This window comes from Pseudonocardia aurantiaca, from assembly GCF_039526725.1.
GTDB lineage: Bacteria > Actinomycetota > Actinomycetes > Mycobacteriales > Pseudonocardiaceae > Pseudonocardia > Pseudonocardia aurantiaca.
In genome coordinates this window covers 638,219-664,470 of record NZ_BAAAJG010000008.1, presented here as the reverse complement: position 1 = coordinate 664,470, position 26,252 = coordinate 638,219, and the positions used below count along the sequence as shown (strand labels likewise).

The following is a 26,252-nucleotide window of genomic DNA, read 5'->3' as shown; positions in this document are numbered from 1 at the left end:
AGCGTGACCGTCCGGGACCGCCTGCTCGCCGGCGTCGTCGCCGTCCTCTGGGGCGGCAACTTTCTCGCCATCCACATCGGCCTGGAGCACTTCCCGCCGCTGTTCCTCGCCGCGCTGCGGTTCACGGTGATCGCGATCCCCACGCTGCTGCTGGTGCCCCGCCCGCAGGTGCCACTGCGCTGGCTGCTCGGGTACGGGATCGGGTTCGGGACCGTGCAGTTCATCTTCCTGTTCATCGCGATGGACATCGGGATGCCGACGGGCCTCGCGTCACTCGTGCTGCAGGCCTCGGCCCCGTTCACGGTGCTGCTCGGGGCGCTGCTGCTGCGCGAGCGGATCTCCCCGCGGCAGGGGATCGGGATCGGGCTCGCGGTGCTCGGGATGGCCGCGATCGCGGTCTCGCGGGCGCAGGTGGCCGCCGCGCTGCCGGTGCTGCTCACCCTGCTGGGAGCGCTGGGCTGGGCGTTCGGCAACCTCGCGGGCCGCAAGGCCGCACCGCCGAACCCGCTGCACCTGACGCTGTGGATGTCGGTGGTGCCGCCGCTCCCGCTGCTCGCCATGTCGTTCGTGTGGGAGGGACCCGCCGCCGGCTGGGCCGCGCTGCAGGCGGCCGTCGCACCCGCCGGGCTGCCCGGCGTGCTAGCGCTCGCCTACCTCGCCGTGCTCGCCACCGTGGTCGGGTCGGGGATCTGGACGGCGCTGATGCGCCGCTATCCGGCCGGGGTGGTGGCGCCGTACTCGCTGCTCGTGCCGGTGGTCGGGATGGGGCTGGCCGCCGCAGCGCTGGGTGAGCGCCCGACTCCGCTGGAGCTGGTGGCAGCGCTGGTGATCATCGGCGGGGTGCTGCTCGGCACCCCGCGGCCGGTGACCGTGATGCGCCCGGCCTCCGCCTGATCACGGACCGGCGTGGACGTAGCAGGCCCACGCCGACGGTGTGAGTGGCTGCTCGGCCCGCAGTTCCCGGACGCCGACCTACGCCGCGCCGGTGGAGGCGGCCGTCGACGTCCACACGGCGGAGCTCGCCCGGCGCGTCGGCCTGCTGGGCGCCGAGGAGGGCTTCAGCAGCGCGGTGGGCCAGCGCGTCACCGGCACCTTCCGGAAGGGAAGCTGAGTCAGCTCGTCACGTCCTTGCGCCCGAAGCGCCACACCGCCGCGGTGAAGAACACCAGCGCGTAGGCCAGCGCCGAGAACGCGCCACGGGTCATGTCGCCCCAGTCCACCTCGGAGGCGAGCAGGCCCGCCCAGGCGTCGCCGAAGTGTGTCGGCAGGTAGTCGCGCAGGCCTTCCAGTGCGGTGATCTGGTCGAGGATCTGCGAGACGATCGACGCCATCACGGCCCCGCCGACGGCGCCGAGCGGCGCGTCCGTTGACACCGAGAGCAGCATCGCGAGCCCGGCGACCCAGCTCAGGTGCAGCGCCACGTACAGCGCGCCGAGCAGCACACGCCCGACGGCCGTCGCGAAGCCGAGCGACTCGCCGGTGGGGCTGACCAGGTCGCCCGCGCCGTAGGCGAGCGTCCCGACGATGAGCGCCGTGGTGGGCAGCAGGAGCAGCGCCGCCACCGAGAGCGCGGCTGCGACAAGCGCCTTCTGCCGCAGTAGCCGCGCCCGTGGGATCGGGGCGGCGAGCAGGTACCGCAGGCTCGACCAGGACGCCTCGGCGGCCACGGTGTCGCCGAAGAACAGCGCCACGACCACGACCAGCAGGAACGACGCCGAGGCGAACAGCGCGAACACAGCGAAGTTCGGCCCGCTGCCACGGGCCAGGTCGACGAGGTTCAACGAGCCGGTCGGCGTGCCGTCCGCGGCCAGCTCGAAGGCCGCCCAGAGGATCACCGGCAGCAGCACCACAAGCGCGAACGTCACCTGGGTGCGCCTGCGGTGCAGCTGGCGTACCAGCTCGACGCGCAGCGGGAGCGTCCGCCCCGGCCGGTACGCGGTGCCGGAGCCGGAGCCGGAGCCGGAGCCGATGGTGGCGGTGGTGGTCACGGTGCCCTGTCCTCTCCCACGAGCTGCAGGAACGCATCCTCCAGGCGCCGCCGCGGCCCGGCCGCCGCCACGTCGACGCCCGCGGTGACGAGCGCACGCACGGCCTCGGCTCTCGGCGTGCCGTTCAGCTCGGCGTGCACGGTGTTGGCCACGCCCGCGTCGACCTGCACCGACAGCACCCCGGCGAGCCCGCCGAGCACGGTGGCCGCGCGCTCCGGCTCGTCGACCGCGAACGTGGCCGCGCCGCCGCCCGCGATGATCTCGGCGACCGTCCCGTCCGCGACGACCTTCCCGCGGTGCATGACGACCACGTGTGTGCAGGTCTGCTCCACCTCGGCGAGCAGGTGGCTGGAGACCAGCACCGTGCGCCCGGCCGCCGCGTAGCGGCGCAGGACCTCGCGCATCGCGGAGATCTGGGGCGGGTCGAGCCCGTTGGTCGGTTCGTCGAGCACCAGCAGCTCCGGGAGGCCCAGCATCGCTTGCGCGATGGCCAGCCGTTGCCGCATGCCCTGGCTGTAGGTGCCGACGCGGCGCTTGACGGAGTCGCCGAGCCCGGCGATCTCGAGGGCTTCCGCTACGTGCGCCTCGGCCTCAGGGCGGCCGGTGGCGGCCCAGTACAGCCGCAGGTTGTCGGCGCCGGACAGGTGGGGCAGGAACCCCGGACCCTCGACGAAGGCCCCGATCCGCGCCAGCACCGGTGCGCCCGGGCCGACCGGCCGTCCGAACGCGGTGATCGTCCCGGCCGTCGGGCGGATCAAGCCCATGAGCATCCGCAGCACGGTTGTCTTGCCTGCGCCGTTGGGCCCGAGTAGGCCGAGGACCATGCCCTTCTCGACGTCGAACGAGACGCTCTGCACAGCGCTGAAGCCGCCCTTGTAGGTCTTCGCGAGGTCGCGGATCTCCAGCGGGCGGTCGTTGCCGGTCGCGGCAGGCGGGATGCGGCGGCGGGCGCGGGCCCGGGCACCGAGCCACACCAGCAGCGCGGCCGCGAGCACCCCGCCGATCCCGACGAGCGGCCAGAACGGCACCGTGCCGGCGCTGATGCTCTGGCCGGGCACCACGGGCACGCTGAGCCCGTCGCCGGTGACGCCCACGCGCCAGACGGCGGGGTCCGTGCCGCCCGCGAAGCCCTGGTCGGTGGTGGCGACCGAGACCACCAGGCTGTGGCCTGACTCGATCGGTGCCACGACGCCGGGCAGCGCCACGGTGACGGTGGTGGGCGAGCCGTCGGCGGGCACCGGCACCCGGAACGGCGCGACCGCCCCGCCCAGCAGGCTCCGCAGCCCGTCGGGGGAGACCTCGAAGACCCGCGCGAACAGTGCCGCCTCGGCAGGCGCCGGCTGCCCCGGCACCCGGGAGACGGTGACCTGCACCCGCGGCGCACCCGTCACCGTCAGCGGGGACTGCATCGGCGGGGTCGTGAACTGCGCGGACTGGCCCGGCAGGTCGGCCGTGAACGCCGAGAGCCTGCCACTCAGTGTTCCGAGCGCCCCGCCGAGACCGGGGAGCGAGGTGATCGCGGCAGGGTTGCCGCCCGCCGGATTGACGACCACCTGCGGGTCGCCGCCCAGCGCGAGCGGGGCTGTCGTCAGCGGAGCGGTGCCGGGCTGGCCAGGGTAGGCGGGGGCGGCCACCGTGCGGCTGGTCGGGGTGCCGCTCCCGGCGCGGACGCCGCTCGCCACCGTGTAGGAGAAGCCGGTGCCCGGGTCGGCGCCGGTGCCGGCCAGGTGGAAGTCGAACCAGTTGCCGATCGCGTCCCGGACGGCCTGGTCCGGCGCGGCCCCGTCGTGCCCGCCGCCGTACCAGAGCACCTTGACGGTGCCCCCCGCCGCGGCGATCTCTCGGGCGTTGGCGTCGGCCTGGTCGAGCCCGAACAGCGTGTCCTGCTCGCCCTGTACCAGCAGGGTGGGGGCGGTGATCCGGTCGGTGACGGAGGCGGGTGAGGACCGGCGCAACAGGTCCACCATGGCCGGTGAAGGCCGCCCGGTGGTGGCTGCCTCGGTGTAGGCGGCGCATACCTCGGCGGTGAACCGGCCGCAGGTCACGGGGCCGTCGGTGGCGGTGGGTGGCTCCTCCTGCGAGGGGCGGAGACCTGCCGAGAAGAACAGCCCGGACCACGCCCTCTTGAACACCCCGTCCGGCGCGAAGACGCCCTCGGCGGGCGTCCGGGCCGGAGGCGGCGCGGCCGTCGCGGCGTTCGGGAAGAGCGCCTGCCCGAGGTCGTTCCAGGTGATCACCGGCGCGATCGCGTCGACGCGCCGGTCGTAACCGGCGAGCAGCAGGGCGAGCGCCCCGCCGTACGAGCCGCCCGTGACGCCGACCCGCGGGTCGCCGGGACCGTCCTGCTGCACCTCGGGGCGGGCGGCGAGCCAGTCGACGAGCGCGCGGGCGTCGGCCACCTCGTAATCGGGGGAGTCGAGCGCGATCTGGCCGGTGCTCGCGCCGAACCCGCGCGCCGACCACGTCAGCACCGCGAACCCGCGCGCCGCCAGATCGCGGGCGTCCGCGTCGACGTCGGCCTTGCTCCCGCCGAACCCGTGCGCGACGAGGACGGCGGGCGCCGGGGTGGTGGCCGGGAGGTAGAAGCTCGTGTCCAGGTCGACCGGCGCCGTGCTGCCGGGCCCACCAGGGACCGTGATCCGTTGTTCCTGCACCCGCTGCTCGCCGGCCGCGGGCGCGGCCGTCGCGAACCGGGGGAGGGCGGCGCCGGTGAGGAGCGCCGTGCTCACCAGGGCGAGCACGACGGTGAGCGCGAGGGAGGGCCGGCCGCGCGGCGGGAGGGGCACGAGATGACGTTAGGGGAAGCCCCCCTCGCGGCCGCCGGCCAGCCCTCAGCGCCTTCTCAGCGGCGTTTCACTGCGCTTCTACGCGCCGGCCGGGTTAGTGATGTTGATCTCGTTGAAGTGCTCCACGCGGGGTGCCCCGTCGAAGAACGGGGTGATGAGCGCCCTCCAGCGGGTGTAGTTCTCCGACTCGCGGAACCCGACGGTGTGGGCCTCGAGGCTGTCCCACTCGATCAGCAGCACGAACCGGCTCGGCGACTCGACGCCCCGGGTGAGGCGCGCGTTCCGGAAGCCGGGTGTGTCGGACACGTAGCGCACGCCCTCCCGGACGGCGGCGGCGAACTCCTCCTCGGATCCGGGGAGCACGGCGAAGTCGGCGATTTCGAGCACCATGGATCGCATCCTCGCACGGGGCGATCTGTGAGCCGGGACGAGTGGAACGAGCCCGATCTGGGCACAGGGGACGGCATGGAGCACTTCACGATCGCCACCGTCGCCGAACAGAGCGCCGACTTCCGCCGCGTCCTGTGGACCGGCAAGAACTCCCAGCTGGTCATCATGACGATCCCGCCGGACGGGGAGATCGGCGAGGAGGTCCACGACGGGATCGACCAGATCCTCACGTTCGTGAGCGGCACCGGCGAGGCACGGGTGAGCGGGGAGACGCGGAAGGTGGCGGCGGGCGACCTGGTGGTCGTGCCGGCGGGCAGGAAGCACAACTTCGTGAACACAGGCCCGAACCCGCTGGTCCTCTACACGGTCTACGCGCCGCCGGAGCACGCGGACGGCGTGGTGCACCGCACCAAGGAGGAGGCGGACGCCGCCGAGGAGGCCGGCGAGGACGAGCCGCCCGAGTCCTGAGGGCCCCCCACCCGCGAGTCGCGGGAAAACTGCGAGCGAGTCGCTGCAGAAGGGTGCGCGAGACGCTGAGAAAGTGGGCGCGAGTTGCAGCCTCCGTACCTGGCTGCCTCGCGACTCGCGCGCACGAATCCAGCGACTCGCTCGCACCAATGCAGCGACTCGCGGGTGGTTGGGGCGGGCGGGGTTACTGGCGGCGGGCTCGGGCTCGGCGTTTGCCCTCGTGCATCGCCGCCACCCTTGCGATCGGGATCGCGTGCCCCTCCTCCAGCAGGTCGGCAGGGAGTGACTGTGTGGGCGGCATCCGTTCCTGCCACGGGTCGGTGTCGCCCAGCAGCCCGGCGGCCGTGCGGATGGTGAAGTCGCGCGGCGTGATGTTGTCGAGGTCGTCCCAGGCCACCGGGAACGAGACCGGCACGCCGGGGCGGGCCCGGGGGCTGTAGGCCGCCACGACGGTCGCGCCGCCCGCGCGCGTGGAGTCGAGGAAGACCTTTCCCCCGCGGTCCTCCTTGATGTACGCGGTGGTCGCCACGTCCGGGTCGACGCGCTCGGCCCGTGCCGCGAGCGCCCGGGTGGCCGCCGCGGCGTCCTCGAAACCGACGCTCTCGGCGAGCGGCACGAACACGTGCAGCCCCTTCGCGCCGCTGGTCTTGACGGCCCCTTCCAGCCCGGTGTCGGCGAGCGCCTGCCGGACGAGCGCGGCCGCGCGCACGACGTGCGGGAACGCGTCGCCTTCCGGCGGGTCGAGGTCGAGGATCAGGTGCGTCGGGTGGGGCTCGCCGACGCGCATCAGCGTGGGGTGGTACTCGATCGCGCGCTGGTTGGCGAACCACAGCAACGTGCGGCGGTCGTTGGCCAGCGCGTAGCGCACCTCCCGGCGGGAGGCCTCCGCCCACACGGTGGTCGTCTTGATCCACTCGGGCGTGTACTTGGGCACGTTCTTCTGCATGAACGGGTCCTGCCCGGGCCGCACCCGGATCACCGACAGCGGCCGGTCGCGCAGGCCGGGCAGGATCCGCTCGCGGATGGCGTCGAGGTAGTCGACGAGGTCACGCTTGGTGGCGTCGGCGCCGTCGAACAGCGGCTGGTCGAGGTTGGTCAGCTCGACGCCGTCGCGCGTCTCGACCGTGCCTTTGGGACTCACGTCACAGCTTTATCACACCCGCGGCGAGAGGTGATGGAGCTCGACCTGCCCGAGCCGCCCGTCGGCCACATCCGCCGTCATCCAGGTGAACGTCGGCTGGCGCCGCCGGTCGGTGGGCGAGCCGGGGTTGAGCAGGCGCAGCTCGCCGCCGTCCGGGCGGGTGGCCGTGGTGTCCCACGGGATGTGGCTGTGGCCGAACACCAGAACGTCCGCGTCCGGGTAGGCCGCCGCGCAGCGGCGCTCGCGCCCCGTGGCCGCGCCCGTCTCGTGCACCACCGCGAACCGGACGCCGGCCAGTTCGACGCGGGCCACCTCGGGCAGCCGGGCGCGCAGCGCGGAACCGTCGTTGTTGCCGTGGACGCCGACGAGCCGCTGGGCCCTGGCCTCGAGGGCGTCGAGGAGGTCCATCGACACCCAGTCACCCGCGTGCACCACGACGTCGGCCGCGTCGACGGCCGCCCACACCGATGCGGGCAGGTCCTTCGCCCGCACCGGGATGTGGGTGTCGGACATCAGCAGCAGGCGCTGCCGGCTCAGCTCACGCCCACCAGATCGACGACGAAGATCAGGGTCTCGCCGGGCTTGATCGTGCCGCCCGCGCCTCGGTCGCCGTAGCCCAGGTGCGGCGGGATCACCAGGCGTCTGCGGCCGCCGACCTTCATACCCGCGACGCCGCGGTCCCAGCCCCCGATGACGCGACCCGCGCCGAGCGGGAAACGGAACGTGGAGCCGCGGTTCCAGGACGCGTCGAACTCTTCGCCGGTGGAGTGCGCCACGCCGACGTAGTGCACCTCGACGGTGTTGCCGGGCGTCGCCTCGGCACCGTCACCGGGCTGGATGTCCTCCACCACCAGGTCGCTCGGGGCGGGGCCGTCGATGGGGTCGACCTCGGGTCGCTGCAGTGCCACGTTCATTCTCCCAGATGATGGGCGCCGAAAGGACACGCCCTACAGTGCCAGACCGGGTCGTGCGGGGTAGACAAGGCGTCGTGAAGCCTCTGGCGCCTCCCGGAGCGACCGAGACGCCGGACCCGAACCGCTGGCGCGCGCTGTCGGTGACCCTCGTCGCGGGGTTCATGAGCCTGCTCGACGTCAGCATCGTGTCGGTCGCGCTGCCGTCGATCCAGCAGAGCCTCGGCGCGGGCCCGGCGGCGGTGCAGTGGGTCGTGTCGGGCTACGCGCTGACCTTCGGCCTCGCCCTCGTCCCGGCCGGGCGGCTCGGCGACGCGTACGGCCGCCGCCGGATGTTCCTGATCGGGCTCGCCGCCTTCGTGCTGTGCAGCGCGCTGGCCGGGGCGGCGCCCACGGTGGAGATGCTGATCGTGGCGCGGCTCGCCCAGGGCCTCGCAGCCGGCATGCTCGCCCCGCAGAACTCGGGGCTCATCCAGCAGATGTTCAGCGGCGCGGAACGTGGGCGGGCGTTCGGGCTCTTCGGCGCCACCGTCGGCATTTCGACGGCCGTCGGGCCTGTCGTCGGAGGCCTGATCCTGGCGCTCGCGGGCGGCCCGGACGGCTGGCGGTGGATCTTCTACGTGAACGTCCCGATCGGCGTGGTCGCCCTCGTCCTCGCCGCCCGGCTGCTGCCCCGTGGCGGGGGTGGTGGGCGGCGCGGGCGCATCGACGTCCTGGGGGCCGTCCTGCTCGGCGGTGGTGTGTTCTGCGTACTGCTGCCGCTCGCGCAGGCCGAGTCGGGCGGGCTCGCCCGGCTGTGGTGGCTGTTCCTCGTTGGCGCCGCACTCGTGACGGCGTTCGTGTTCTGGGAGCGGCGGGTCGTCGCACGCGGCGGTGAGCCGCTGGTCGACCCGCGGCTCGTCACCAGCACCCCCGGCTACGCGACGGGCCTGGCCCTCGGCGCCGTCTACTTCCTCGGCTTCTCCGGGGTCTGGCTGGTGTTCGCGCTGTTCCTGCAGAACGGGTTGGGCTACTCGCCTCTGCAGTCGGGGCTGTCGGTCACGGCGTTCGCGCTGGGCTCAGCGGTGTCGGCGGTGGTCGGCGGAAGGCTGGTCGAGCGTTTCGGACGCCGCCTGACGGTGACCGGCCTGGTCGCGGTGATCATCGGCCTTTCCGTGACGACCGCCGTCGTGCTGCTCGCCCCGCCCGGATCGCTGGTCTGGGCGATGGCGCCGCCGCTGCTGCTGGCAGGCGTCGGTGGCGGACTGGTGATCGCCCCGAACATCACGCTGACGCTGCGCGAGGTACCGGTGCGCATGGCCGGCTCGGCCGGGGGCGCGCTGCAGACCGGGCAGCGGATCGGCGCGGCGATCGGCACGGCGGCTCTCCCCGGCGTCTTCTACCTGGTGCTCGACGCCACGGGCGGTGAGTTCCCGGTGGCCGCGGCGGTGGCGCTGGGCGTCGCGCTCCTCTCGGTGTCGGCGGCCCTGGTGATCGCGGTGCTGGACCTGCGCCATGAGCGCCGGGCGGCGCAGCGGAAGGCGGCCAAGCGCCGCTGCACGGACCAGGAGTTGCACAGCCACGACCATGCGGCGCACGTCTGAGCGCGGGTCAGCAGGTCAGGCTCTCAGAGCGTCCTTGAGGAACTGCACCTGCAGCAGGAGCAGGTTCTCCGCCACGACCTCCTGCGGCGTCATGTGTGTGACCCCCGACAGTGGCAGCACGTTGTGCGGGCGCCCGGCCGCGAGCAGCGCCGAGCTCAGGCGCAGCGTGTGCGCGGCCACGACGTTGTCGTCGGCGAGCCCGTGTACGAGCAGCAGCGGGCGGGTGAGCGTCGCCGCGTCCGGGATCAGCGACGAGCGGGCGTACGCGTCCGGGTCCTCGTCGGGGCGGCCGAGGTAGCGCTCGGTGTAGTGGGTGTCGTAGAGCGCCCAGTCCGTCACCGGCGCACCGGCGACGGCCGCGTGGAAGACGTCCGGGCGGCGCAGCACCGCAAGCGCGGCCAGGTAGCCGCCGAAGGACCAGCCGCGGATGCCGACCCGGGACAGGTCGAGGTCCGGGTACTGCTCGGCGACCGCGTGCAGCGCGTCGACCTGGTCCTCCAGTACCGGCCCCGCGAGGTCGCCGTGGACGGCCCGCTCGAACTCCGGCCCGCGGCCCGGCGTGCCCCGCCCGTCGACGACGACGACGGCGAACCCCTGGTCGGCGAACCACTGGCTGGTGAGGTGCGCCGCCCTGGCGGCGAGCACCCGCTGGGCGTGCGGGCCACCGTAGGGGTCCAGGAGCACGGGCAGCTTCGTGCCCGGCTCGTGGCCGGATGGGAACAGCACGGCCGTGCTCAGCTCGCGCTTGCCTGCGGTGAGCAGCGTGACCCGCGGCGTCAGGCCGGGCAGGTCGGCGAACGAGGGGATCGTGCGCTCGGAGCCGCCACGGCGGACGGTGGTGGTGGTGCCGTCGGTGTCGAGGTCCTGCCGGGTGACGACCAGCGTGCCGCCCGCGAGCCGCCCGCCGTGTACGCCGGGCTCGGGGGTGACCTCGCTGAGCCCGTCCGGGCCCCACGTCCAGAGCCCGATCGAGGTCGGGTCGGTGCTCGCGCGGAACAGCACGACGTCCCCTTCGACATCGGCCACGTCGCGGACCTGCAGCGACGGCGGTGTGACCGGCTCGCCGTCCACGACAAGCCTGCGCGCGCCGTCGGCGTCCACGGTGGTGACCAGCGCACCGGCGGCCGTGTGGGTGGGCACGCCGGGGACGATGTCCACCCACACCGGGTCGGTCTGCTCGGTGACCAGGGTCGTCGCTCCCGTGGCCACGTCCACGCGCAGCGTCCGCAGGGCCTTCTGGTCCCGCGGCTGCACGACGACCATCAGCCCGCGCTCGTTCCAGACGGCCTCGGCGACGTACTCGTCGCGGGCGGCGTCCCACCGGACGGGCGTGCTCGTGCCGTCGAGCGCGAGGATCTCCAGCGTCACCCGGGCGTTGGGTGTGCCCGCGGCGGGGTAGGCGACGACGGCGGGCGTGCGGTCCGGGTTGGCGGGGTCGGCGATGTGCCAGCGCCGCACCGGGCCGTCGTCCACCCGCGCCACGAGCAGCGACTCCCCGTCCGGGGCCCACCAGTACCCGCGCATCCGGCCCATCTCCTCGGCCGCGACGAAGTCGGCGAGCCCGTAGGTGACGTGCGGGGCGTCCGGCTCGGCGATCGTGGTGGTGGTGCGCGCGGTGATGTCGTGGACATGCAGCGCGCCGCCGCTCACGTACGCGACCCGGCGGCCACGCGGGTCGGGCCGCGGGTCGATCACGCCGCCGGGCGTCTCCACCAGCCGCGGGGTGAGACCCGCGGCGAAGTCGGTGACGTAGAGCTGCCCGGACAGCGTGAACGCCGCCATCGTGACCGGCCGGTCCGTCGCGTACGCGACGACACCGCCGGCCTGCTCCCGGCTGCGCTCCCGGCGCGCCCGCTCCTCCGGCGGGAGATCCTCGGCGTCCGCGCTCCCGTCCAGCTCATGCGGGTCGGCCACCAGCCGCTCCTCGCCGCTCGCGAGGTCGAGCGTCCACAAGCACGTCACCGGGTCGGTGCCGCCGCGGCTCCGCAGGAACACCACACGCTCTCCCTCGGGGGAGATCGTGACACCGCGCGGGGCGCCGAGGGTGAACCGCCGGGTCCTGGCCTGCCTGCGCGGGAAGCTGTCCGTCACGGTCGACCAGTCTGCCTGCGCTAGCGTCTGCCGCCGTGCGCAGGGTACGGGCGTCGTCAGGGGTCGCGGTGCTGTTCGCGCTGGCCGTCATCGGGGGATGCGCCCCGGCGGCCGCGCCGGAGGGCACGCCGTTCGAACGGGCCCTCGCCCGCGTCGACGGCCCGTTCGGCGGGCGAATCGAGTTCATCGACTCCCGCGGCCTCACCGCCGCGGCCGCCGGGGGTGGGCCGTGGGCCGGGCTGGTCGGCGGGACCGGTGGAGCGCTGGACACCTACCGCGGAGCGCTCGCCGACGTGCTCGACATCGACCTGGGCCGCGCCGACGCGGTGCTCGCGGCCGGGAACCCACCGCAGCAGGTGACCCTCGTGGCCGGGGGCCAGGACGAGGCAGGCGTGCGGGCCGCGGCGACCGCCGCCGGCTGGACCGGCGACGACGTGCTGCGCTTGGGGCTCTCGGCGGAGCAGCCGCTCAGCCTCGTGGCCGGGACGCTCCGCCCGCTCGGCGCCGACGTCGCCGTCGGCGGGCCGGATGCTCCCGTGGATGCCGTGGACGGCCCCGGCCCGAGGCTGGCCGAGGACGCGTCGGTGGCGGCGATGGCGCGCTGCCTCGGCGACGCGCTGATCGCGGTGGTGTCCAGCGGCGTGACGCCGCAGGAGCCGCTTCGGGGAGTTGGGCTGCGGCGCGACCCGGCAGCCCCGGACGCACCGCCGCTGAACGTCCTGTGCGTGGCGGGGGACGGGGCCACGGCGGTCGGGATCAGTGAGGCGATGTGGTCGGGTCGCTCGGCCAGCACCGGGCAGCCGTACTCGCAGTACCTCTCGGACCCGCAGGTCGAGGAGCTGGGCGGGGACGTCCCTACCGTCCGGATGGTGGCCCGCACCGCCCCCGGCGGCCCGCAGACGTTCCTGCTCCAGGCGCTGGAGATCGGGGACCTGCCAGGTCTCCCCGAGTGAGGGCTTCCGGCCCCCGTCGGCCCGGCTGGTGACGGCCCGTGGTCGACTGGGCGCCATGAAGCGCTCCATCGTCGCGGCCGCTGCCGTCGTGCTCGCCACCGCAGCGGGCTGCGGCTCCGGCACGGGCTCCGGCGCGCCGCCCGCGCCTCCCGCTGCCGGGTCGTCCGCCCCCGCGCCCGCGGCCGCCCCGGCGCCGGTCGCGGGCGTGCCGCCACTCACCGGAAACCCGACCGACCTGACGCAGCCCAGCCAGGCGGAAGCCGGCTCCGGGCAGCCGCCCGCCGGGCTCGTGACGCAGGACATCGTGGTCGGCACCGGCCCCGCGGCTGCGGCAGCGGACACCGTCGACGTCCAGTACTCCGGCACGCTCTACTCCGACGGCACGCTGTTCGACAGCTCGTGGTCCCGCGGTGCGCCCGCCACCTTCCCGCTCAACGGCGTGGTGCCCGGCTTCGCGCAGGGCATCGAGGGCATGCAGGTCGGCGGCCGGCGCGTGATCGTGATCCCGCCGGACCTCGGCTACGGGGCCCAGACGCGCGGCCCGATCCCGGGCGGCTCAACACTCGTCTTCGTGGTGGACCTGGTCGGCATCCAGTAGGTCGCCCGACCTCAGTCCACGCAGGGCACGCCGTCGGCGGTGATCACCGCCGGGCTCGTCGTCGGCGCGACAACCGTGGTGGGCGGTGTCCGCGCGGGCTCGACCGACGCCGTGGCTCCCGGCCCGTCCGCCTTTTGCACGGCCGTGGTGCGCGGGCTGCCGGTGGGTGTGGCGCTCGCCGGCGACCCGGTGAGCGTCCCGTGCACGAACTCGCGCACGGCGTCCTCGTCGATCTCGACCGCGATCCCGTCCACCGGAGTGCGAAGATCGGGTCGGCCGGTGGGAATGGTGTGAAAGTGCAGGTCGCCGCCGGAGAGCTGGCGGACCTGGCTCAGGGCCTGGTGGAGGTTCCACCCGGCGTCGATGACGACGTGTCGGGTGACGACGCCGACGAGCCGGCGCATCGCGGCCGGGTCGGCAAGGGTGCCCGCCGCCATCACGCGCTGTGCCAGCCCGGCGGCGAAGGCCTGCTGGCGGCCGATGCGATCGAGGTCTCCGTCGGCGAGGCCGTGGCGCTGGCGGACGAACGCGAGCGCCCCGGCGCCGCTGACGACCTGCGGCCCCGCGGGCAGGTCGACTCCGGAGTAGGAGTCGCGCACGGGCCGGTTGAGGCAGACGGGCACGCCGCCGAGGGCTTCGGTCAGCTCGACGAAGCCGGCCATGTTGATCTCGGCGTAGTGGTCGATGACCGCGCCGGTCAGCTCCTCGACGGTGGAGACCAGGGTGCGCCGGCCGGCCTCACGGGCTCGGCGATCCAGCTCGGTACCGGTGACGCCCTGGCCGCGCAGCTCCTCCTCGGCGCCCCGCACGCCGTACCCGTAGGCACTGTTGATCTTGTGAGTGCCGCGGTCGCCCGCGATCGGCACGAACGAGTCGCGCGGGATCGAGATGGCGACGGCCGGCTCCCCCGCCGTGGCCGGGACGTGCAGCAGGATGATCGTGTCGGTCTGCAGCTGGCCCTCGTCGGGGCCGGCGTGCAGGGCGTCGAGGAGCGCGGGCGGGAGCGGATTGCCGCCCGCGTCGGTCCGGGCGTCGAGGCCGACGAGCAGCGCGGTGAACTCGGTGCCCACCGGGATCGGGCGGGGCATGGGAATCGCGGCGCGGCTGGTGACCATCTGCGAGTCGAGCTGCTGCTGCAGCGACCACACCTGGCCGGCGCCGGCCAGCACCGCCGCCGAGGCCAGCGCCGTCATGCTGCGAACGGCCGTGCGCACGCTCCGCCTCACGTCATCACGCTCCGGTACTCACCGCCGGGACCGCGCCCCGCTGCGACCGTCCGGACTCCCTCGACCGCCTCTGCGGCCCGGCGTCCACTGTAGCCAGGAGCCTTGACTCCTGGACAAATGGTGACTAGTAAGTCACATATGAGCCCGCGGGTGGTGCCCGACGCCGAACCGGTGTGGCGCGCCCTCGCCGACCCCACCAGGCGAGCGATCCTCGACGCGCTGCGGGCGGGTCCGCGCACCACCGGCGCACTCGCCGAGGACTTCCCGACCACCCGGTTCGCAGTGATGAAGCACCTGGCCGTGCTCGTGGACGCCGGTCTGGTCACCGTCGAGCGGCGCGGGCGCGAGCGGCTCAACCACCTCAACCCGGTTCCGCTGCGGCAGACCTACGAGCGCTGGGTACGGCCCGCTGCCGCCCCGGCGGCGGAGGTCGCGATGCGGCTCGCCGAACGAGCGGAGAGCGATATGACGACTGGGATGACGACTGGGATGACGACTGGGATCACGACTGGGATCACGACTGGGTACGGGCTGGATGTCCGCGCCGAGCACACCGTGGAGGCCGACCCGGGGCGGACCTGGGCGGCGCTGCTCGACCTGGCGGACTGGTGGCCCCCGTGCTGGCCCGAAGGCGCCCGGCTGGTGTTCGAGCCGTACGTCGGCGGCCGGCTGGGCACCACCTTCGGCGAGGCTCTCGACGACGGCGGCCGTGGTGCGCTCTGGGGTGTGGTCACCGGGCTGCACCCGGGCCGGGAGCTGCGGGTGGACGGAACGATGGACATCCCCGGGCCGGTTGCGGGGCAATGGCGGATGCTGCTCGAACCGGGCGCCACGGCGGCGACCACGCTCGTGACGGTGGAGCATCGGGTGCTCGGCCCCATCGACGACGACGTCGCGGCCGGCTTCACGCGTGGGTGGCCCGGCACCCTCACGCGGCTCGCCGGGCGGGCCGAGTCGGTGGAGCCGGGCTCTAGGGCGCTCCAATGACTTGGGCGCGATGGTCCTGCGTTGACCGCTGACCGGGTCAGCTCTGCTCCGCGCGGTACTGCGTCGGTGTGCATCCGGCCAGGGCCCGGAACTCCCGCGCCAGATGCGCGTGGTCGGCGTATCCGCACGCGGCCGCCACGTCCGTGATCGCGCCTTCGCCCGCAGGCGACACCAGCAGCTCCGCCGCCCGCTCGAACCGCAGCACCCGTGCCGCCTGCTTCGGTGCAAGGCCGACCTGGTGCTGGAACCTCGTGAGCAGGTGGCGCCTGCTCCACCCCGTCTCGTCCGCGAGCTGCCGCACCCCGACCGCGCCCGACGTGGCGCGGAGGCGGTGCCACGCGTGGGTGATCTCCGGGTCCGGGCGGACCCGGGACTCGTCGAGCCGCCGCAGCAGCACTGCGTCGAGCCGGGCGAACCGCTGCGACCAGCCGGGGTCGTCGGTGAGCCGGGCGGCGAGCCGGGCCAGGGCGGGCTCCTCCAGCTCGTCGAGTGTGGGCACGGCGTTCGTCAGGTCCCGCATGGGGCGGCCGAGGAGCGCAAAGACCCCGAGCGGGCTGAGGTCGACCTGCACGCCGTGCTGCGCGCCGGTGAACTCGGTGATCACGGGCGCGTCGTGCATCCCGGCGAGGAACGAGACCGGGACTGACGGCCCGGCCGGCCCGAACAGCCGCAGCGAGGGCCCGAGCCCGAGGATGAGCGTGCAGGAGCCCACCGGCGCCTGCCGCCGCCGTACCGGCACCGCGCTGTGCTCCCGGTAGCCGACGTAACGCAGCACGTAACGGGCGAGCGCGGGGTGCGGCCGCCCCGGGACGTACTCGGCACGCAGCCCGTCCACGCGACCAGCATGGCAGCCGGGGCTGCCGCGCACCTACGCTGCACCGCGTGGAACCGCCTGACGACCTCGCGCGTGGGGCCGTCCCCGGGACCGTCTCCGCGCTCGTCCCGGAGCTCATCGAGGCGTTGCCGGTCGCCGTCGTCGTGCTCGACGGGGACGGCCGGGTGCTGGTCTGGAACGCGGCCGCCGAGCGGCTGACGGGCTGGCAGCGCTCCGAGGTGCTCGGCAGCACCGTGGCGGGATCCACGCTGGACCGGCACACCGCCGCGCGGATCGTCGACGAGCTGCGGGCCGGGCGCCCGTTCAACGGCCGGCTGCCCCTCGGTCCCGAGCACGGGCGCGGCCTCTACTTCCGGGCCGCGCCCGGACCCGGCGCGACCATCGTCGGCGTGCTGCGCGACGTGGCCGACACCAGCGCCGAGGACGAGGCGTTCGCGCTGCTGGATGCGCTGTGGGAGACGGCGCCCGTCGGGCTCTGCTACGTCGACAGGGATCTGCGGTATCGGCGTGTGAACAGCGCGGTCCTCGCCATGGACGGCGGCTCGGCCGACGAGCGCATCGGCCGCACGGTCGAGGAGGTGCACGGGCCGGTCGGCGCGGCGATCGCCGAGACCCTCGCCGCGGTGCTCGCCGACGGGACGCCGCGGCTGGACGTGCCCCTGCGCGGCAGGCTCTGGCACGGGCGCGGGCCGTTCCAGGAGTGGCGGCTCTACTACTACCCGGTCCGCGGGACGGACGAGACGATCATCGGGGTCGGCGTGGTGCTCGTCGACGTCACGGCGGCGGAGCGGACCCGCCAGGAGCTCGCCGCCGTGGCTGCGGAGCGGGAGCACGCCCTCAACCGGTACCAGTCGCTGGTGGAGGCCACGAGCGCCGCGGTGTGGACACGGGAGGCCGACGGCAGCGCACGCCGGGACGCGCCGGGGCTGCGGGCGATCACCGGCCAGAGCGCGGCCGAGCAGCAGGACTGGGGCTTCCTCGACGCCGTGCACCCGGCGCACCGGCAGGCCCTGAAGACGGCGTGGCGGGCCGCGGCCACCGCGGACCCTGCCGAGGTGTTCGTCCGGGAGTACCGGCTGCGCACGGCCTCGGGCAGCTACCGCTGGTTCCGCACCCGGGCGGTGCCCGTGCACTCGGGCGGGCGGGTCGTCGAGTGGGTGGGCACGGAGACCGACATCGACGACGCACGGCGCGCAGGCGACCGGCTCGACGTGCTCGCCCAGGTGACGCTCGCGATGAACGCGGCGCTCGAGCCGGAGGGTGAGCTCGCGGCGCTCGCCGACGCGGTCGTGCCGAAGTTCGCCGACCTGTGCCGGGTGTACCTGCTCGACCCCGCCCCGCTGCGCCACGGGCCGGGCGACGTGACCGGACGGCGGTCGATCACGCGGGCCGCGCAAGGGCTCCCGCCGTCGCCGTCGACGGACGAGCGGTTCACCTTCCCCGCCGACCACCCGATCGCCCGCTGCGCCCGCACCGGGGCGCCCGTGCTCGTCGAGGTCCCGTCGGAGCCCACCCCGATGTGGCGCGCGCCCGACTCGCAGCAGAAGTGGGGCCTGGCGATCGGCGTGCACTCGATGCTGGTGGCGCCGGTGGTGGCGAAGGGCTCCGTGGTGGCCGCCCTTCTGTTCATCGGCCGCGGCGACCGGGCCCCGTACACGCAGGACGACCTGGCCCTGGTGGCCGAGCTGGGCACGCGCGCGTCAGCGGCCGTGGAGAATGCGGTGGCGTTCCAGCAGAGCCGCGAGGTGTCGGTGGCGCTGCAGAGCGCCATGCTCTCGACCCCGCCGAGCCCTCCCGGTGTGGAGATCGAGGCGCGGTATCTCCCGGCCGCGGCGGAGCTGCAGGTCGGCGGTGACTGGTACGACGCCTTCGCCCTGCCCGGCGGCGACCTCGCGGTCGGCGTCGGCGACGTCGAGGGGCACGACCTGATGGCTGCCGTCACGATGGGGCAGCTGCGCAGCATGCTGCGTGGGCTCGCGCACGACAGCGACGGCTCGCCGTCGGAGGTGCTCGCCCGCCTCGACCGGGTGGCCTGCGGGCTCGGCGTCACGAACTTCACGACGCTGCTCTACGGGCGGCTCTCCCGTGGCGAGCGCACCCTCTTCCGGTGGTCGAGCGCGGGGCACCCTGCGCCGATACTCGTCCCTGGGGACGGGCAGGCGCCCCGGCAGCTCGCCGGCGACGTGGACGTGGTGCTGGGCGTCGACCCCTCGTCGACCCGCCACGACCACGAGGTAGAGCTGAGCCCCGGGTGCACGCTCGTGCTCTACACCGACGGGCTGTTCGAGAGCCGCCACGACCCCGACGACGCGGCGGGCGCACGGCTGCTCGACCTCGTGCGCCGCGGCGCCGACCTGCCCCTCCCGGAGTTCTGCGACCACCTCCTCCGCGGCTCCACCGCCGACACCGGCGACGACATCGCCGTCCTGGCGCTGCGCATCCCCCGATCGGCGGGGGCCGCCGAGTGACCCTGGACGACCTGGTCGCCCGGGCCGCCGCGCTCGCCGCCGGCCCGCGCCGGGCCCTGCTCGGGATCACCGGGAGCCCCGGCGCCGGGAAGTCGACGCTGACGTCGGCCCTGCTGGCGCGGCTCTCGGCGATCCTGCCTGCGGGGGCCGTCGCGCACGTCCCGATGGACGGGTTCCACCTCGCCGACGTGGCCCTCACCCGGCTCGGGCGGCTCGCCGCCAAGGGTGCGCCCGACACGTTCGACGCCGGCGGTTACGTGGCACTGCTACGCAGGCTGCGCGCCGACCCGGCCGAGGACGTGGTCTACGCCCCGATGTTCGAGCGCGACCTGGAGCAGCCGATCGCCGGGGCGATCCCGGTGCCGCCGGCGGCCCGGCTCGTGCTGACCGAGGGCAACTACCTGCTGCTGGACCAGGGGCGCTGGGCGGAGGTCCGGCCGCTGCTGGACGAGGTCTGGTTCTGCGACCCGGACCCCGATGCCCGGCTCACCCAGCTCACCGCGCGGCACGTGGCGTTCGGCAAGGAGCCCGACCACGCGGCCGCGTGGGTCGCCGCCGTCGACGAGCAGAACGCCACGCTCGTCGAGGCGACACGCGGCCGGGCCGACCTCCTCGTCCCGGCCGCGCTGCTGGCCGGTCTTCCAGCCGCCCCTACGGACGGCGCCGTCAGCTGAGCCGGGCGTTCGCGTATACGGCGATCGCGTCGCGCAGGTACGCGGCGAGACCGGGGGCGGCGGCGTCGACGTTCGCGGTGAAGCGCTCGTCGTCGACGTAGAGCTGCCCCAGCCCGATGTAGGCGTCCCGGCCGGGCGTCCAGAAATGCGAGACCCATGCGTGGTGGCGGCCCACCACGTCCTGCACGCGGGGCTCGTCGACCGGGACGCCCGCCCGCATCAGGGCGGCGGCGTCGCGGTTGACGGCCTCGCCCTCGTCCTTGATTCCGCGGGCCGTGTCGTCATCCCATGACGCGGCGCGCCGCTGGGCCTCCACGGCCGTGTCGCCGTAGCGCTCGCGCGCCTCGGCCGCGTAGGGGTCGTTGCGGAAACCCTCGAACAGTGCTTCGGCGCCCATCTCGGGACCGTCCTCCCTCTCGGCGATCGTGCGGGCCACTGTTGCGGCCAGCGTGCGCAGGCGGTCGGCCTCGGCGATCAGCCGGACGTGGTGCCGGCGAAGGGCCGCCACCTCGTCGGTCTCGCCGTCGAGCACCGCCTCGATGTCGTCCAGGCCGAGCCCGAGCTCGCGCAGCACGAGGATGTGCTGCAGGCGCAGCAGTTGCGGCCGTTCGTAGTACCGCAGCCCGCCGTGCCCGGTGCGGGCCGGCCGGAGCAGCCCCACGTGGTCGTAGTGCCTCAACGTGCGTGAGCTGACCCGGGACATCCGGGCGACCTCGGCGGTGGACCAGCGCATGCCGATGACGGTAGGAGTTGACGCCGCGTCAACCGCCAGATCATTCCGCGGGGCGCCCGTGCGCGCCCCCGGATGGAGCGACTCGCGCACCCGAATCCAGCGACTCGCGGGGTGGGGCCGAGTCTTCCCGCGCGTCGCTGAAAGGGTGTGCTACTCGCGCCGACCGGGCGCGTCAGCTGTGGTGCGCGGCCCGGTGCGCTGCGAGCACGTCGAGCCCGAAGTCGGCCTCCGGGTCGCGCCAGACGGAATGGGCGTGGTTCACCTGGCGCTGGGTGTTGTCCCACTCGGCGAGCAGGTGCGGGCCCTGCAGCCGGTAGTAGTGCGGCTCACCCGGTGCCGTTGAACCCGCCCACGCGAAGTGCACCGCGTCGAGCGCGGCCGCGTCGTCGTAGCGGGGGAGCGGCGAGATGCCGTGCGGGACCCGGCCGAGGTAGGTGCCCAGCAGGGCCAGCAGTATTTCCCGCTGCCCGGCGGACAGCTCCGCGGCCGGCACACCCTTGGGCGAGCCGGTGAGCGCGACGGCCCGGTGGTCGGCGCCGTCGAGCCCGCTGGCGGCGTCGATCTCGTCGCTGCGCCGCTCCAGGTCGGCCTGCTCGGCCGGGTCGGCGAACCGGCCCCGCCAGACCCCGCTGAGCGGAATGACCCGGTCGCCCTCGGCGACCCGGGTGCGGTTGCCCCCGACGATGTCCGACGGCGCCCGGGGTAGCAGCAGAGCGCGTTCGGCCAGCGCAGGCGGCAGCGAGCCCACGAGCTCCCTCGCCAGGTCCTCGGGGGCCGCGAGAGGCCGCAGTACCTGCCCGCCCAGCAGCGGCGAGGACGCCGGGTCGGCGCCGAGGAAACACGGGGTGGTGGCGGCGACGCGGCCGTCGACGACGAGGTTGTTGAGGGAGACGTGGTGGCCGCCGAACCGCCAGCCCCACGGCTCCGCGCTCCCGGGTACCCCGAAGACGCGCAGGTAGTAGAGGCCGGGGTCGCGGCCGCGCTCGCGCCCGAACGAGGCGGTGAACCCCTCGGTGCGGTCGAGCACGTTCTCCAGGCCCATCACGGTCGCCACGGTGACGTACGCGGGCTCCGACAGCCCCGCCGCCACCAGTGCCATCGCGAGCCGCTGCTGCGCGGGGCGCTGCTGGTGGAGTGTCAGGCCGCCGTGGTCGGTGGGTGTGTAGAACCAGCGCCGGCGTTCGGCGTCGGCTGCGTCCGCACCGGCCGGTCCGGGCCCGCTTCCCACGACACGCTGCCCGTCGTCGAGCGTCCCGAGCCACGCCGTGGCGGCCTCGGCCATCCGGTCCGCCACCTCGCGGGGCGCGTCCCTCACCGTCTGCACCATCCATCGACCCTACGACCCGGACACCGGCCCGGGAACGGATCAGGCCCAGGGGGATCAGGCCCAGGGGGATCAGGCCCAGGGGATCAGGCCAGGGGAGCGGGGCCGCTCCACCCGCCGCGCGCCCGGCCGAACCGGATCTCGCAGCGGATTGCGGCGGCGTCGATGCCGGTGAGGTCGGCGATCAGCGAGCGAGCGGCGGCGTCGGCGTCGGGCATGGCGCGCGCGGTGGTGGCCGCCTCGATCTCGGGCACGTACAGCACGAGGTGCCGCTCGGATGGCCAGGCGACCACCTCGAACATGCGATTGCCACCGCGCGCAGGCACGCTCCCACGGTAGACCGTTGTGTCGTTCGACACACCAGCCGTTCGCGGGTCAGGGGCCTCGTCAACCGCAGGGCGTAATCGAACAGTCCAGTTGGGGCGTGGGTTCGGGCGCCTGTAACACCCGCGGCTCGTTGCCGACCTCCTCGCCGGGAGCGGAGGCGCGTGGGTCGCCCGGCAGCGCGGTCTCGTTCGCGCCGGGTGTGCGGCCCCTCGGCACGCCCGGGTTCGGCATGCCTGGCGGCCCGGCGTCGGGCCGCGGCCCGGGCACCGGAGGGGTAGTCGCAATCGGCGCTGCGGTCGGCGCGGGGGTTGGCGTGGGGGTTGGCTTGGAGCTGGGCTCCCGGTTCGCGGGTGGCTCGCCGATCGCGCGGAACGGCGCGAACTGCTCCACCGGCTCGTCCGCAAGCGCATCCGCCATGAACTCCTGCCAGACGTCCCCTGGGAGGCTGCTGCCCTGGATCGGGGTGCCGCGCGCGGTGCGGATCGGCGAGTTCATGTCCGTGCCCATCCAGACCGCCGAGGTGACCGACGGGGTGAAGCCGGCCATCCACGCGTCGTTGTTCTGGCCCTCGAACCGCGACTGGACCGTGCCGGTCTTCGCGGCGACCGGCCGCCCGCCGGGGAGCGCGAGCCCGTCGTGTTCGGCGACGTCGAGCATCGCCTCGGCGACGTTGCGGGCGACCCGCTCGGGGAACCGGCGCTCGCCCTCGGTGGCGGCCTCGTAGAGCACGCGGTCGTCGGCGGTGACGACGGACCGGACGAGGTGGGGCTGGTGCCAGACGCCGCCCGCGGCGATCGTGGCGTACGCCGACGCCAGGTCGAGGACCGAGACCTCCTTGTTGCCGAGCGCGATGCCCTCGTTGGGGTCGTCGAGCGGGGCGGTGATCCCCGCCGCCTGGGCCGCCGCCGCGACGGCGGCCGGCCCGACCTGCCTGGCCAGCGTGTGGAACACGACGTTGTTCGAGACGGTCATCGCCTGCTTGAGGTCGCACTCGTCGCAGTCGGCGCCCTCGGCGTTGCGCAGGCCGGGCAGCTCCTCGCCGTCGTAGACCTCGCCGAGCCCGACCGGCGGGTCGTGCTGGAGCGCGGCGAGCACCACGAACGGCTTGAACGTCGACCCGGCGAGCCGCCGGACGCGGGCGTAGTCGAGGCCGAGGCCGTTGTCGCCGCCGTAGTAGGCGAGCACGCCGCCCGTCGCCGGGTCGATCGCGACCATCGCACTGCGCAGGTTCACCGGCTGGCCGTCGAGCGCCACGTGAGCGGCGGCGACGGCCTGCTCCTGGCGCTCCGGGTCGACGGTGGTGGTGATTCGCAGGCCCTCGTGGGCGAGGTCCTCGCCGGTGATCCCCAGCGACTCCAGCTCGGCGGTCACGGCCGAGACGATGTGGCCCCGGCTGTCGCCCGGCACGCCCCCGGCCAGCGCCTTACGCGGGGCGGTGCGGGGGAACTCGGCGCCGGCGCCGACGGTGGGGTCGAGCCAGCCCTGCGCGGCCATGCCGTCGAGCACGAACCTCCAGCGCTCGGCGGCCCGGTCCGGGTTCACCGCCGGGTCCCACCGCGACGGCGACTGGATGAGCCCGGCGAGAAGCGCCGCCTCCGACGGGGTGAGGTCGCCGACGTTCTTGCCGAAGTAGGCGTGCGCCGCGGACTGGATGCCGTAGGCGCCGCGGCCGAAGTAGATCGTGTTGAGGTAGTCGGCGAGGATCTGGTCCTTGCTGCGCGCCTGGGAGATCTTGACCGCGAGGATGACCTCCTTGTACTTGCGCCACAGCGTCTGCTCGTCGCCGACCAGCGCCTTCTTGACGAACTGCTGGGTGATCGTGGAGCCGCCGCCCACACTTCCGCGCACCTGGTTCCACGCCGCGCGCAGGATGCCGGTGAGGTCGAAACCGGGGTTGGAGTAGAAGGACCGGTCCTCCGCCGCCAGCACCGCGTGCCGGACGTGCGGCGGGACCTGCTCGATCGCCACCTTGGTGCGGTTGCCCTCCTCGGGCACCAGCCGGGTCAGGTGGGTGCCGTCGCCGAACGACACCACCGCCACCTGGTTGTTCACCGCGTCGTCCGGGCTGGGCACGGCGAAGACCACATACCCGACGGCGAACGCGAGCACCGGGCCGAGCACGACGGCGGCGGCCGTCCCGAGCAGGGTCCTGCGGAGCAGCCGCAGCCGTCGCGCGCGCTGCTCGTCAGCGGAGACCGGGCGCCCGTGCTGGGACCGGCGCCGCACCGCGCGTCGCCCGACCGGCCGTTGCCGGGCGGGCGCGAGCACAGCGGGTAGGACGTCCGTGATCTCCGCGACGCGGTGGCGCGCGGAGTCCTCGGACGCGGGCGGGCGACCCTTCGGCGGCTGCCACCACCCGACGGCGTTCGTCGTCTGGTGGGCGTGGCGGCGGGACCTCTGGACCGGGAGCGCGGGGTGCCGATCGCCGGGACCGCTGGGGCGGCCCGTCCGGGAAGGGAGAGGTCCGGGCACCCGTCCACCTCCTCGCCGGCTCCGTCGTCGCGCCCGCTTGCGGGCGGACACGCGGTCCAACGGGACCTCCTGGACGGCGGTGTGGGCCGGGCAGGCCAATCACCCGATGGGGCGGGAGCATCGGCGCGCCGGGCTGGCGGGGCCAGGGAAGCGGAGCACTCTCGGTGGCCGGCGGTCCTTCATCTGGCCGTATACCAGCCACGATTCACACGTGCTTGGCCGCGCGAGCCAGCAGTTCGTCGATCAGCTCGGCCACTTCCGCAGGTGAGAAGCCCGTTGCCTCGTCACCCACCGTGATCTCGAAGCTGCACCGGGCGGGGTCGGGAGACGTGCGCAGATAGCCGAACAACCGGACGTCGCGATCGGCGAGCAGCTCCTCGCCCGCCCGCTCGACGGCGGCGGGCGGTGCGGGGAGGTGGACGTGGAAGAGCGGGGTGAGCGGCGGGTCCGGGACCGTGCTCGCCGCGGTCGCCGCGTTCACGGCCGCCGCGATCGCCACCGCGTGGTCGCGGAACTCGGCCATCCGCGGGAGCCACCGGTCGAGGCCGTCGAGCCCAGCGAGCGCGAGAGGCCACGCGTCCGGGATGCGGCCGCCGAGCCGCTGCCGCCAGACGCCGACCTCTTCGATCGTGGCGGTGTCGGCCGCCAGCACCGCGCCGCGGACGCCCAGCAGGCCCTTGTACAGCGACACGTAGACCGAGTCGAACAGGCCCGCGATCTCGGCGTGCGGGCGCCTGTAGAAGGGCTGGGCCTCCCAGAGCCGGGCGCCGTCGAGATGGGCGGCGGCGCCGCGCGCCTTCGCCCCGGCCACCTGGGCCACGAGGTCGTCCCACGTGGGCAGCAGTCCGCCGAGGTCGCGCTGCGGCAGCTCCCACACGACCGCCGCGACCGGCTCGTGCACGGCGTCGAGCGCGGCGGCCGAGAGCAGCGCGTTGCGGTCGCCTGCGCGCTGGAACCGCAGTCCGTGGACAGCGCTGTAGCCCTGCGCCTCCCAGTTGTCCAGGTGCGTGTACGGGTGGGCGGCGAACGCCCTGCGCCCGCTCCGCTCGGCGTAAGTCCGCAGGACGGCCTGCTGGGCCATCGTGCCGCTGGGGAAGAAGAGCGCGGACTGCGTGCCGAGCAGCTCCGCGATCCGGCGCTCCAGCTCGGCGACCGGGTCCTCCGGCCGCGTGTCGTGGTGGACGAGTTCGAGCATGCGCTGCAGCGCGGCCCGGGGCGAACGGGCGGCGCCCCGGTGGAGCACAAGTGATCGGTGGCCGGTCATCCGGCCATCACATCAGTCAGACGGTGGCCGGAGCCACCGCCTTCGCGAGCAGCTCGTAGGAGCGCAGCCGGTCGGCCCCGTCGTGCGCGCTCGTGACGACCATCAGCTCGTCCACGCCGGTGCGGTCGACCAGTTCCTGCACGCCGTCGCGCACCGTGCCGGGCGAGCCGATGATCTGGGACCCCAGCCGGTCCTCGACGAAGAACCGCTCCTCGTCCGTGTACGGGTACGCCGCTGCCTCGTCCGGGGTGGGCACGAGCCCGGGATTGCCCTGGCGCAGGCGCAGGAACTGCAGCGCGTTCGGGAGGGCGAGGCGGCCGGCCTCCTCGTCGGTGTCGGCGGCGAGCACGGACGCGGCGATCATGGAGTAGGGCTTGTCGAGCACCGGCGACGGCCGGAACGTCTCGCGGTAGAGCGCGAGGGCAGGGAGCGTGTTCTCGCTGCTGAAGTGGTGCGCGAACGCGAACGGCAACCCGAGCAGGCCCGCGACCTGCGCGCTGTACCCGCTCGACCCGAGCAGCCACAGCGCAGGCCGCTGGCCCTTCGCGGGCACGGCGAGCACCGGCCCCTCGCCGCGGAAGTACGCCGAGAGCTCCGTGAGCTGCTCGGGAAAGTCGTCGGCACCGAGCGACGCCGTGCCCCGTCGCAGCGCCCTGGCGGTGCGCTGGTCGGTGCCGGGCGCGCGGCCGATGCCCAGGTCGATGCGGCCGGGATGCAGGGCGTCGAGCGTGCCGAACTGCTCGGCGACGATCAGCGGCTGGTGGTTGGGCAGCATCACACCGCCCGACCCGACACGGATCGTGGACGTCGCCGCGGCCAGGTGCGCGATCAGCACGGCGGGGGAGGAGCTGCCGACGCCGGGCATCCCGTGGTGCTCGGCCACCCAGTAGCGGCGGAAGCCCAGCTCCTCGGCCCGCCGTACCAGCGCGGTGCTCTGCCGGAGCGATTCGGTGGCAGTCTGGCCGGAGCCGATGGGGACGAGGTCGAGCACGGAGAGTGGCACCACGCCTCGTGCAACCGAGCCGGCTTCGAG

The 26,252-nt window shown here is 74.4% G+C and carries 24 protein-coding genes; 9 read left to right on the top strand and 15 right to left on the bottom strand.

Going from position 1 to position 26,252, the window contains the following annotated elements:
• The first annotated feature begins 3 nt into the window (after window positions 1-3).
• On the top strand, window positions 4-894 hold the full coding sequence (locus tag ABD143_RS13055) for an EamA family transporter (protein WP_343976328.1): 891 nt from the start codon (window positions 4-6) through the stop codon (window positions 892-894).
• A gap of 40 nt (window positions 895-934) precedes the next feature.
• Complete coding sequence (locus ABD143_RS13050) at window positions 935-1,111, top strand: hypothetical protein (RefSeq protein ID WP_343976325.1); 177 nt, start codon at window positions 935-937, stop codon at window positions 1,109-1,111.
• Window position 1,112: 1 nt separating this feature from the next.
• Here the strand turns inward: ABD143_RS13050 and ABD143_RS13045 are convergent, their stop codons facing one another.
• The 3 genes from ABD143_RS13045 to ABD143_RS13035 all read right to left on the bottom strand — a co-directional run bounded on the left by ABD143_RS13045 (window position 1,113) and on the right by ABD143_RS13035 (window position 5,164).
• Window positions 1,113-1,988 (bottom strand): ABC transporter permease, encoded by an 876-nt coding sequence (locus ABD143_RS13045; RefSeq protein ID WP_343976322.1) that lies wholly within the window; start codon window positions 1,986-1,988, stop codon window positions 1,113-1,115.
• Complete coding sequence (locus ABD143_RS13040) at window positions 1,985-4,774, bottom strand: alpha/beta fold hydrolase (RefSeq protein WP_343976319.1); 2,790 nt, start codon at window positions 4,772-4,774, stop codon at window positions 1,985-1,987. The genes ABD143_RS13045 and ABD143_RS13040 overlap by 4 nt, the downstream gene beginning before the upstream one ends.
• Before the next feature lie 78 nt (window positions 4,775-4,852).
• Window positions 4,853-5,164, bottom strand: a complete 312-nt coding sequence (locus ABD143_RS13035; protein ID WP_343976316.1) for an antibiotic biosynthesis monooxygenase family protein — start codon at window positions 5,162-5,164, stop codon at window positions 4,853-4,855.
• A gap of 27 nt (window positions 5,165-5,191) precedes the next feature.
• Here ABD143_RS13035 and ABD143_RS13030 point away from each other — a divergent pair, with 27 nt between their 5' ends.
• Window positions 5,192-5,632, top strand: a complete 441-nt coding sequence (locus ABD143_RS13030) for a cupin domain-containing protein (RefSeq protein WP_343976313.1) — start codon at window positions 5,192-5,194, stop codon at window positions 5,630-5,632.
• A gap of 184 nt (window positions 5,633-5,816) precedes the next feature.
• On the opposite strand, the gene ligD is transcribed toward ABD143_RS13030, so the two are convergent.
• From ligD to ABD143_RS13015, 3 genes are read right to left on the bottom strand one after another with little or no spacing between them, the layout of a single operon-like run.
• Complete coding sequence (gene ligD, locus ABD143_RS13025) at window positions 5,817-6,773, bottom strand: non-homologous end-joining DNA ligase (RefSeq protein ID WP_343976311.1); 957 nt, start codon at window positions 6,771-6,773, stop codon at window positions 5,817-5,819.
• Window positions 6,774-6,785: 12 nt separating this feature from the next.
• Window positions 6,786-7,286: a metallophosphoesterase family protein gene (locus ABD143_RS13020; RefSeq protein WP_343976308.1), complete on the bottom strand. Its 501-nt coding sequence runs from the start codon at window positions 7,284-7,286 to the stop codon at window positions 6,786-6,788.
• A 20-nt stretch (window positions 7,287-7,306) separates the two neighbouring features.
• A complete protein-coding gene (locus ABD143_RS13015) occupies window positions 7,307-7,687 on the bottom strand; it encodes an FKBP-type peptidyl-prolyl cis-trans isomerase (RefSeq protein ID WP_379659734.1) in 381 nt (126 codons plus the stop codon).
• A gap of 74 nt (window positions 7,688-7,761) precedes the next feature.
• Here ABD143_RS13015 and ABD143_RS13010 point away from each other — a divergent pair, with 74 nt between their 5' ends.
• Entirely contained in the window at window positions 7,762-9,267 is a 1,506-nt protein-coding gene (locus ABD143_RS13010; protein WP_343976305.1) for an MFS transporter, read from the top strand.
• Window positions 9,268-9,282: 15 nt separating this feature from the next.
• On the opposite strand, the gene ABD143_RS13005 is transcribed toward ABD143_RS13010, so the two are convergent.
• Complete coding sequence (locus tag ABD143_RS13005; RefSeq protein WP_343976301.1) at window positions 9,283-11,358, bottom strand: S9 family peptidase; 2,076 nt, start codon at window positions 11,356-11,358, stop codon at window positions 9,283-9,285.
• A 35-nt stretch (window positions 11,359-11,393) separates the two neighbouring features.
• On the opposite strand from ABD143_RS13005, the gene ABD143_RS13000 reads away from it, so the two are divergent.
• Entirely contained in the window at window positions 11,394-12,311 is a 918-nt protein-coding gene (locus ABD143_RS13000) for a hypothetical protein (protein WP_343976299.1), read from the top strand.
• Window positions 12,312-12,366: 55 nt separating this feature from the next.
• Window positions 12,367-12,909: an FKBP-type peptidyl-prolyl cis-trans isomerase gene (locus tag ABD143_RS12995; protein WP_343976297.1), complete on the top strand. Its 543-nt coding sequence runs from the start codon at window positions 12,367-12,369 to the stop codon at window positions 12,907-12,909.
• 11 nt (window positions 12,910-12,920) lie between these two features.
• Here the strand turns inward: ABD143_RS12995 and ABD143_RS12990 are convergent, their stop codons facing one another.
• On the bottom strand, window positions 12,921-14,135 hold the full coding sequence (locus tag ABD143_RS12990) for an LCP family protein (protein WP_343976296.1): 1,215 nt from the start codon (window positions 14,133-14,135) through the stop codon (window positions 12,921-12,923).
• A 138-nt stretch (window positions 14,136-14,273) separates the two neighbouring features.
• Here ABD143_RS12990 and ABD143_RS12985 point away from each other — a divergent pair, with 138 nt between their 5' ends.
• Window positions 14,274-15,122 (top strand): metalloregulator ArsR/SmtB family transcription factor, encoded by an 849-nt coding sequence (locus tag ABD143_RS12985; protein ID WP_343976295.1) that lies wholly within the window; start codon window positions 14,274-14,276, stop codon window positions 15,120-15,122.
• Window positions 15,123-15,159: 37 nt separating this feature from the next.
• Here ABD143_RS12985 and ABD143_RS12980 read toward each other — a convergent pair whose 3' ends face one another.
• Window positions 15,160-15,957, bottom strand: coding sequence for a helix-turn-helix domain-containing protein (locus tag ABD143_RS12980; protein ID WP_343976292.1), 798 nt, complete (start codon window positions 15,955-15,957; stop codon window positions 15,160-15,162).
• 47 nt (window positions 15,958-16,004) lie between these two features.
• Between ABD143_RS12980 and ABD143_RS12975 the strand changes: the two genes are divergently transcribed.
• Together ABD143_RS12975 and ABD143_RS12970 are read left to right on the top strand one after the other, a co-directional pair.
• Window positions 16,005-18,425 carry a SpoIIE family protein phosphatase gene (locus ABD143_RS12975; protein ID WP_343976289.1) on the top strand — a complete coding sequence of 807 codons (2,421 nt, stop codon included), beginning with the start codon at window positions 16,005-16,007 and terminating at the stop codon, window positions 18,423-18,425.
• Entirely contained in the window at window positions 18,422-19,099 is a 678-nt protein-coding gene (locus ABD143_RS12970) for a nucleoside/nucleotide kinase family protein (RefSeq protein WP_343976286.1), read from the top strand. The genes ABD143_RS12975 and ABD143_RS12970 overlap by 4 nt, the downstream gene beginning before the upstream one ends.
• On the opposite strand, the gene ABD143_RS12965 is transcribed toward ABD143_RS12970, so the two are convergent.
• The 6 genes from ABD143_RS12965 to ABD143_RS12940 all read right to left on the bottom strand — a co-directional run bounded on the left by ABD143_RS12965 (window position 19,092) and on the right by ABD143_RS12940 (window position 26,222).
• On the bottom strand, window positions 19,092-19,832 hold the full coding sequence (locus ABD143_RS12965) for a MerR family transcriptional regulator (protein ID WP_343976283.1): 741 nt from the start codon (window positions 19,830-19,832) through the stop codon (window positions 19,092-19,094). The genes ABD143_RS12970 and ABD143_RS12965 overlap by 8 nt on opposite strands.
• Before the next feature lie 172 nt (window positions 19,833-20,004).
• Window positions 20,005-21,159 (bottom strand): DUF3500 domain-containing protein, encoded by a 1,155-nt coding sequence (locus ABD143_RS12960; protein WP_343976280.1) that lies wholly within the window; start codon window positions 21,157-21,159, stop codon window positions 20,005-20,007.
• Between the two features lie 83 nt (window positions 21,160-21,242).
• Window positions 21,243-21,482 (bottom strand): hypothetical protein, encoded by a 240-nt coding sequence (locus ABD143_RS12955; protein ID WP_343976277.1) that lies wholly within the window; start codon window positions 21,480-21,482, stop codon window positions 21,243-21,245.
• Between the two features lie 61 nt (window positions 21,483-21,543).
• Window positions 21,544-23,955: a transglycosylase domain-containing protein gene (locus ABD143_RS12950; protein WP_343976274.1), complete on the bottom strand. Its 2,412-nt coding sequence runs from the start codon at window positions 23,953-23,955 to the stop codon at window positions 21,544-21,546.
• Window positions 23,956-24,160: 205 nt separating this feature from the next.
• Window positions 24,161-25,219, bottom strand: a complete 1,059-nt coding sequence (locus ABD143_RS12945) for a threonine aldolase family protein (protein WP_343976271.1) — start codon at window positions 25,217-25,219, stop codon at window positions 24,161-24,163.
• A 16-nt stretch (window positions 25,220-25,235) separates the two neighbouring features.
• Window positions 25,236-26,222 carry an LLM class flavin-dependent oxidoreductase gene (locus ABD143_RS12940; RefSeq protein WP_343976268.1) on the bottom strand — a complete coding sequence of 329 codons (987 nt, stop codon included), beginning with the start codon at window positions 26,220-26,222 and terminating at the stop codon, window positions 25,236-25,238.
• Window positions 26,223-26,252: the final 30 nt, after the last annotated feature.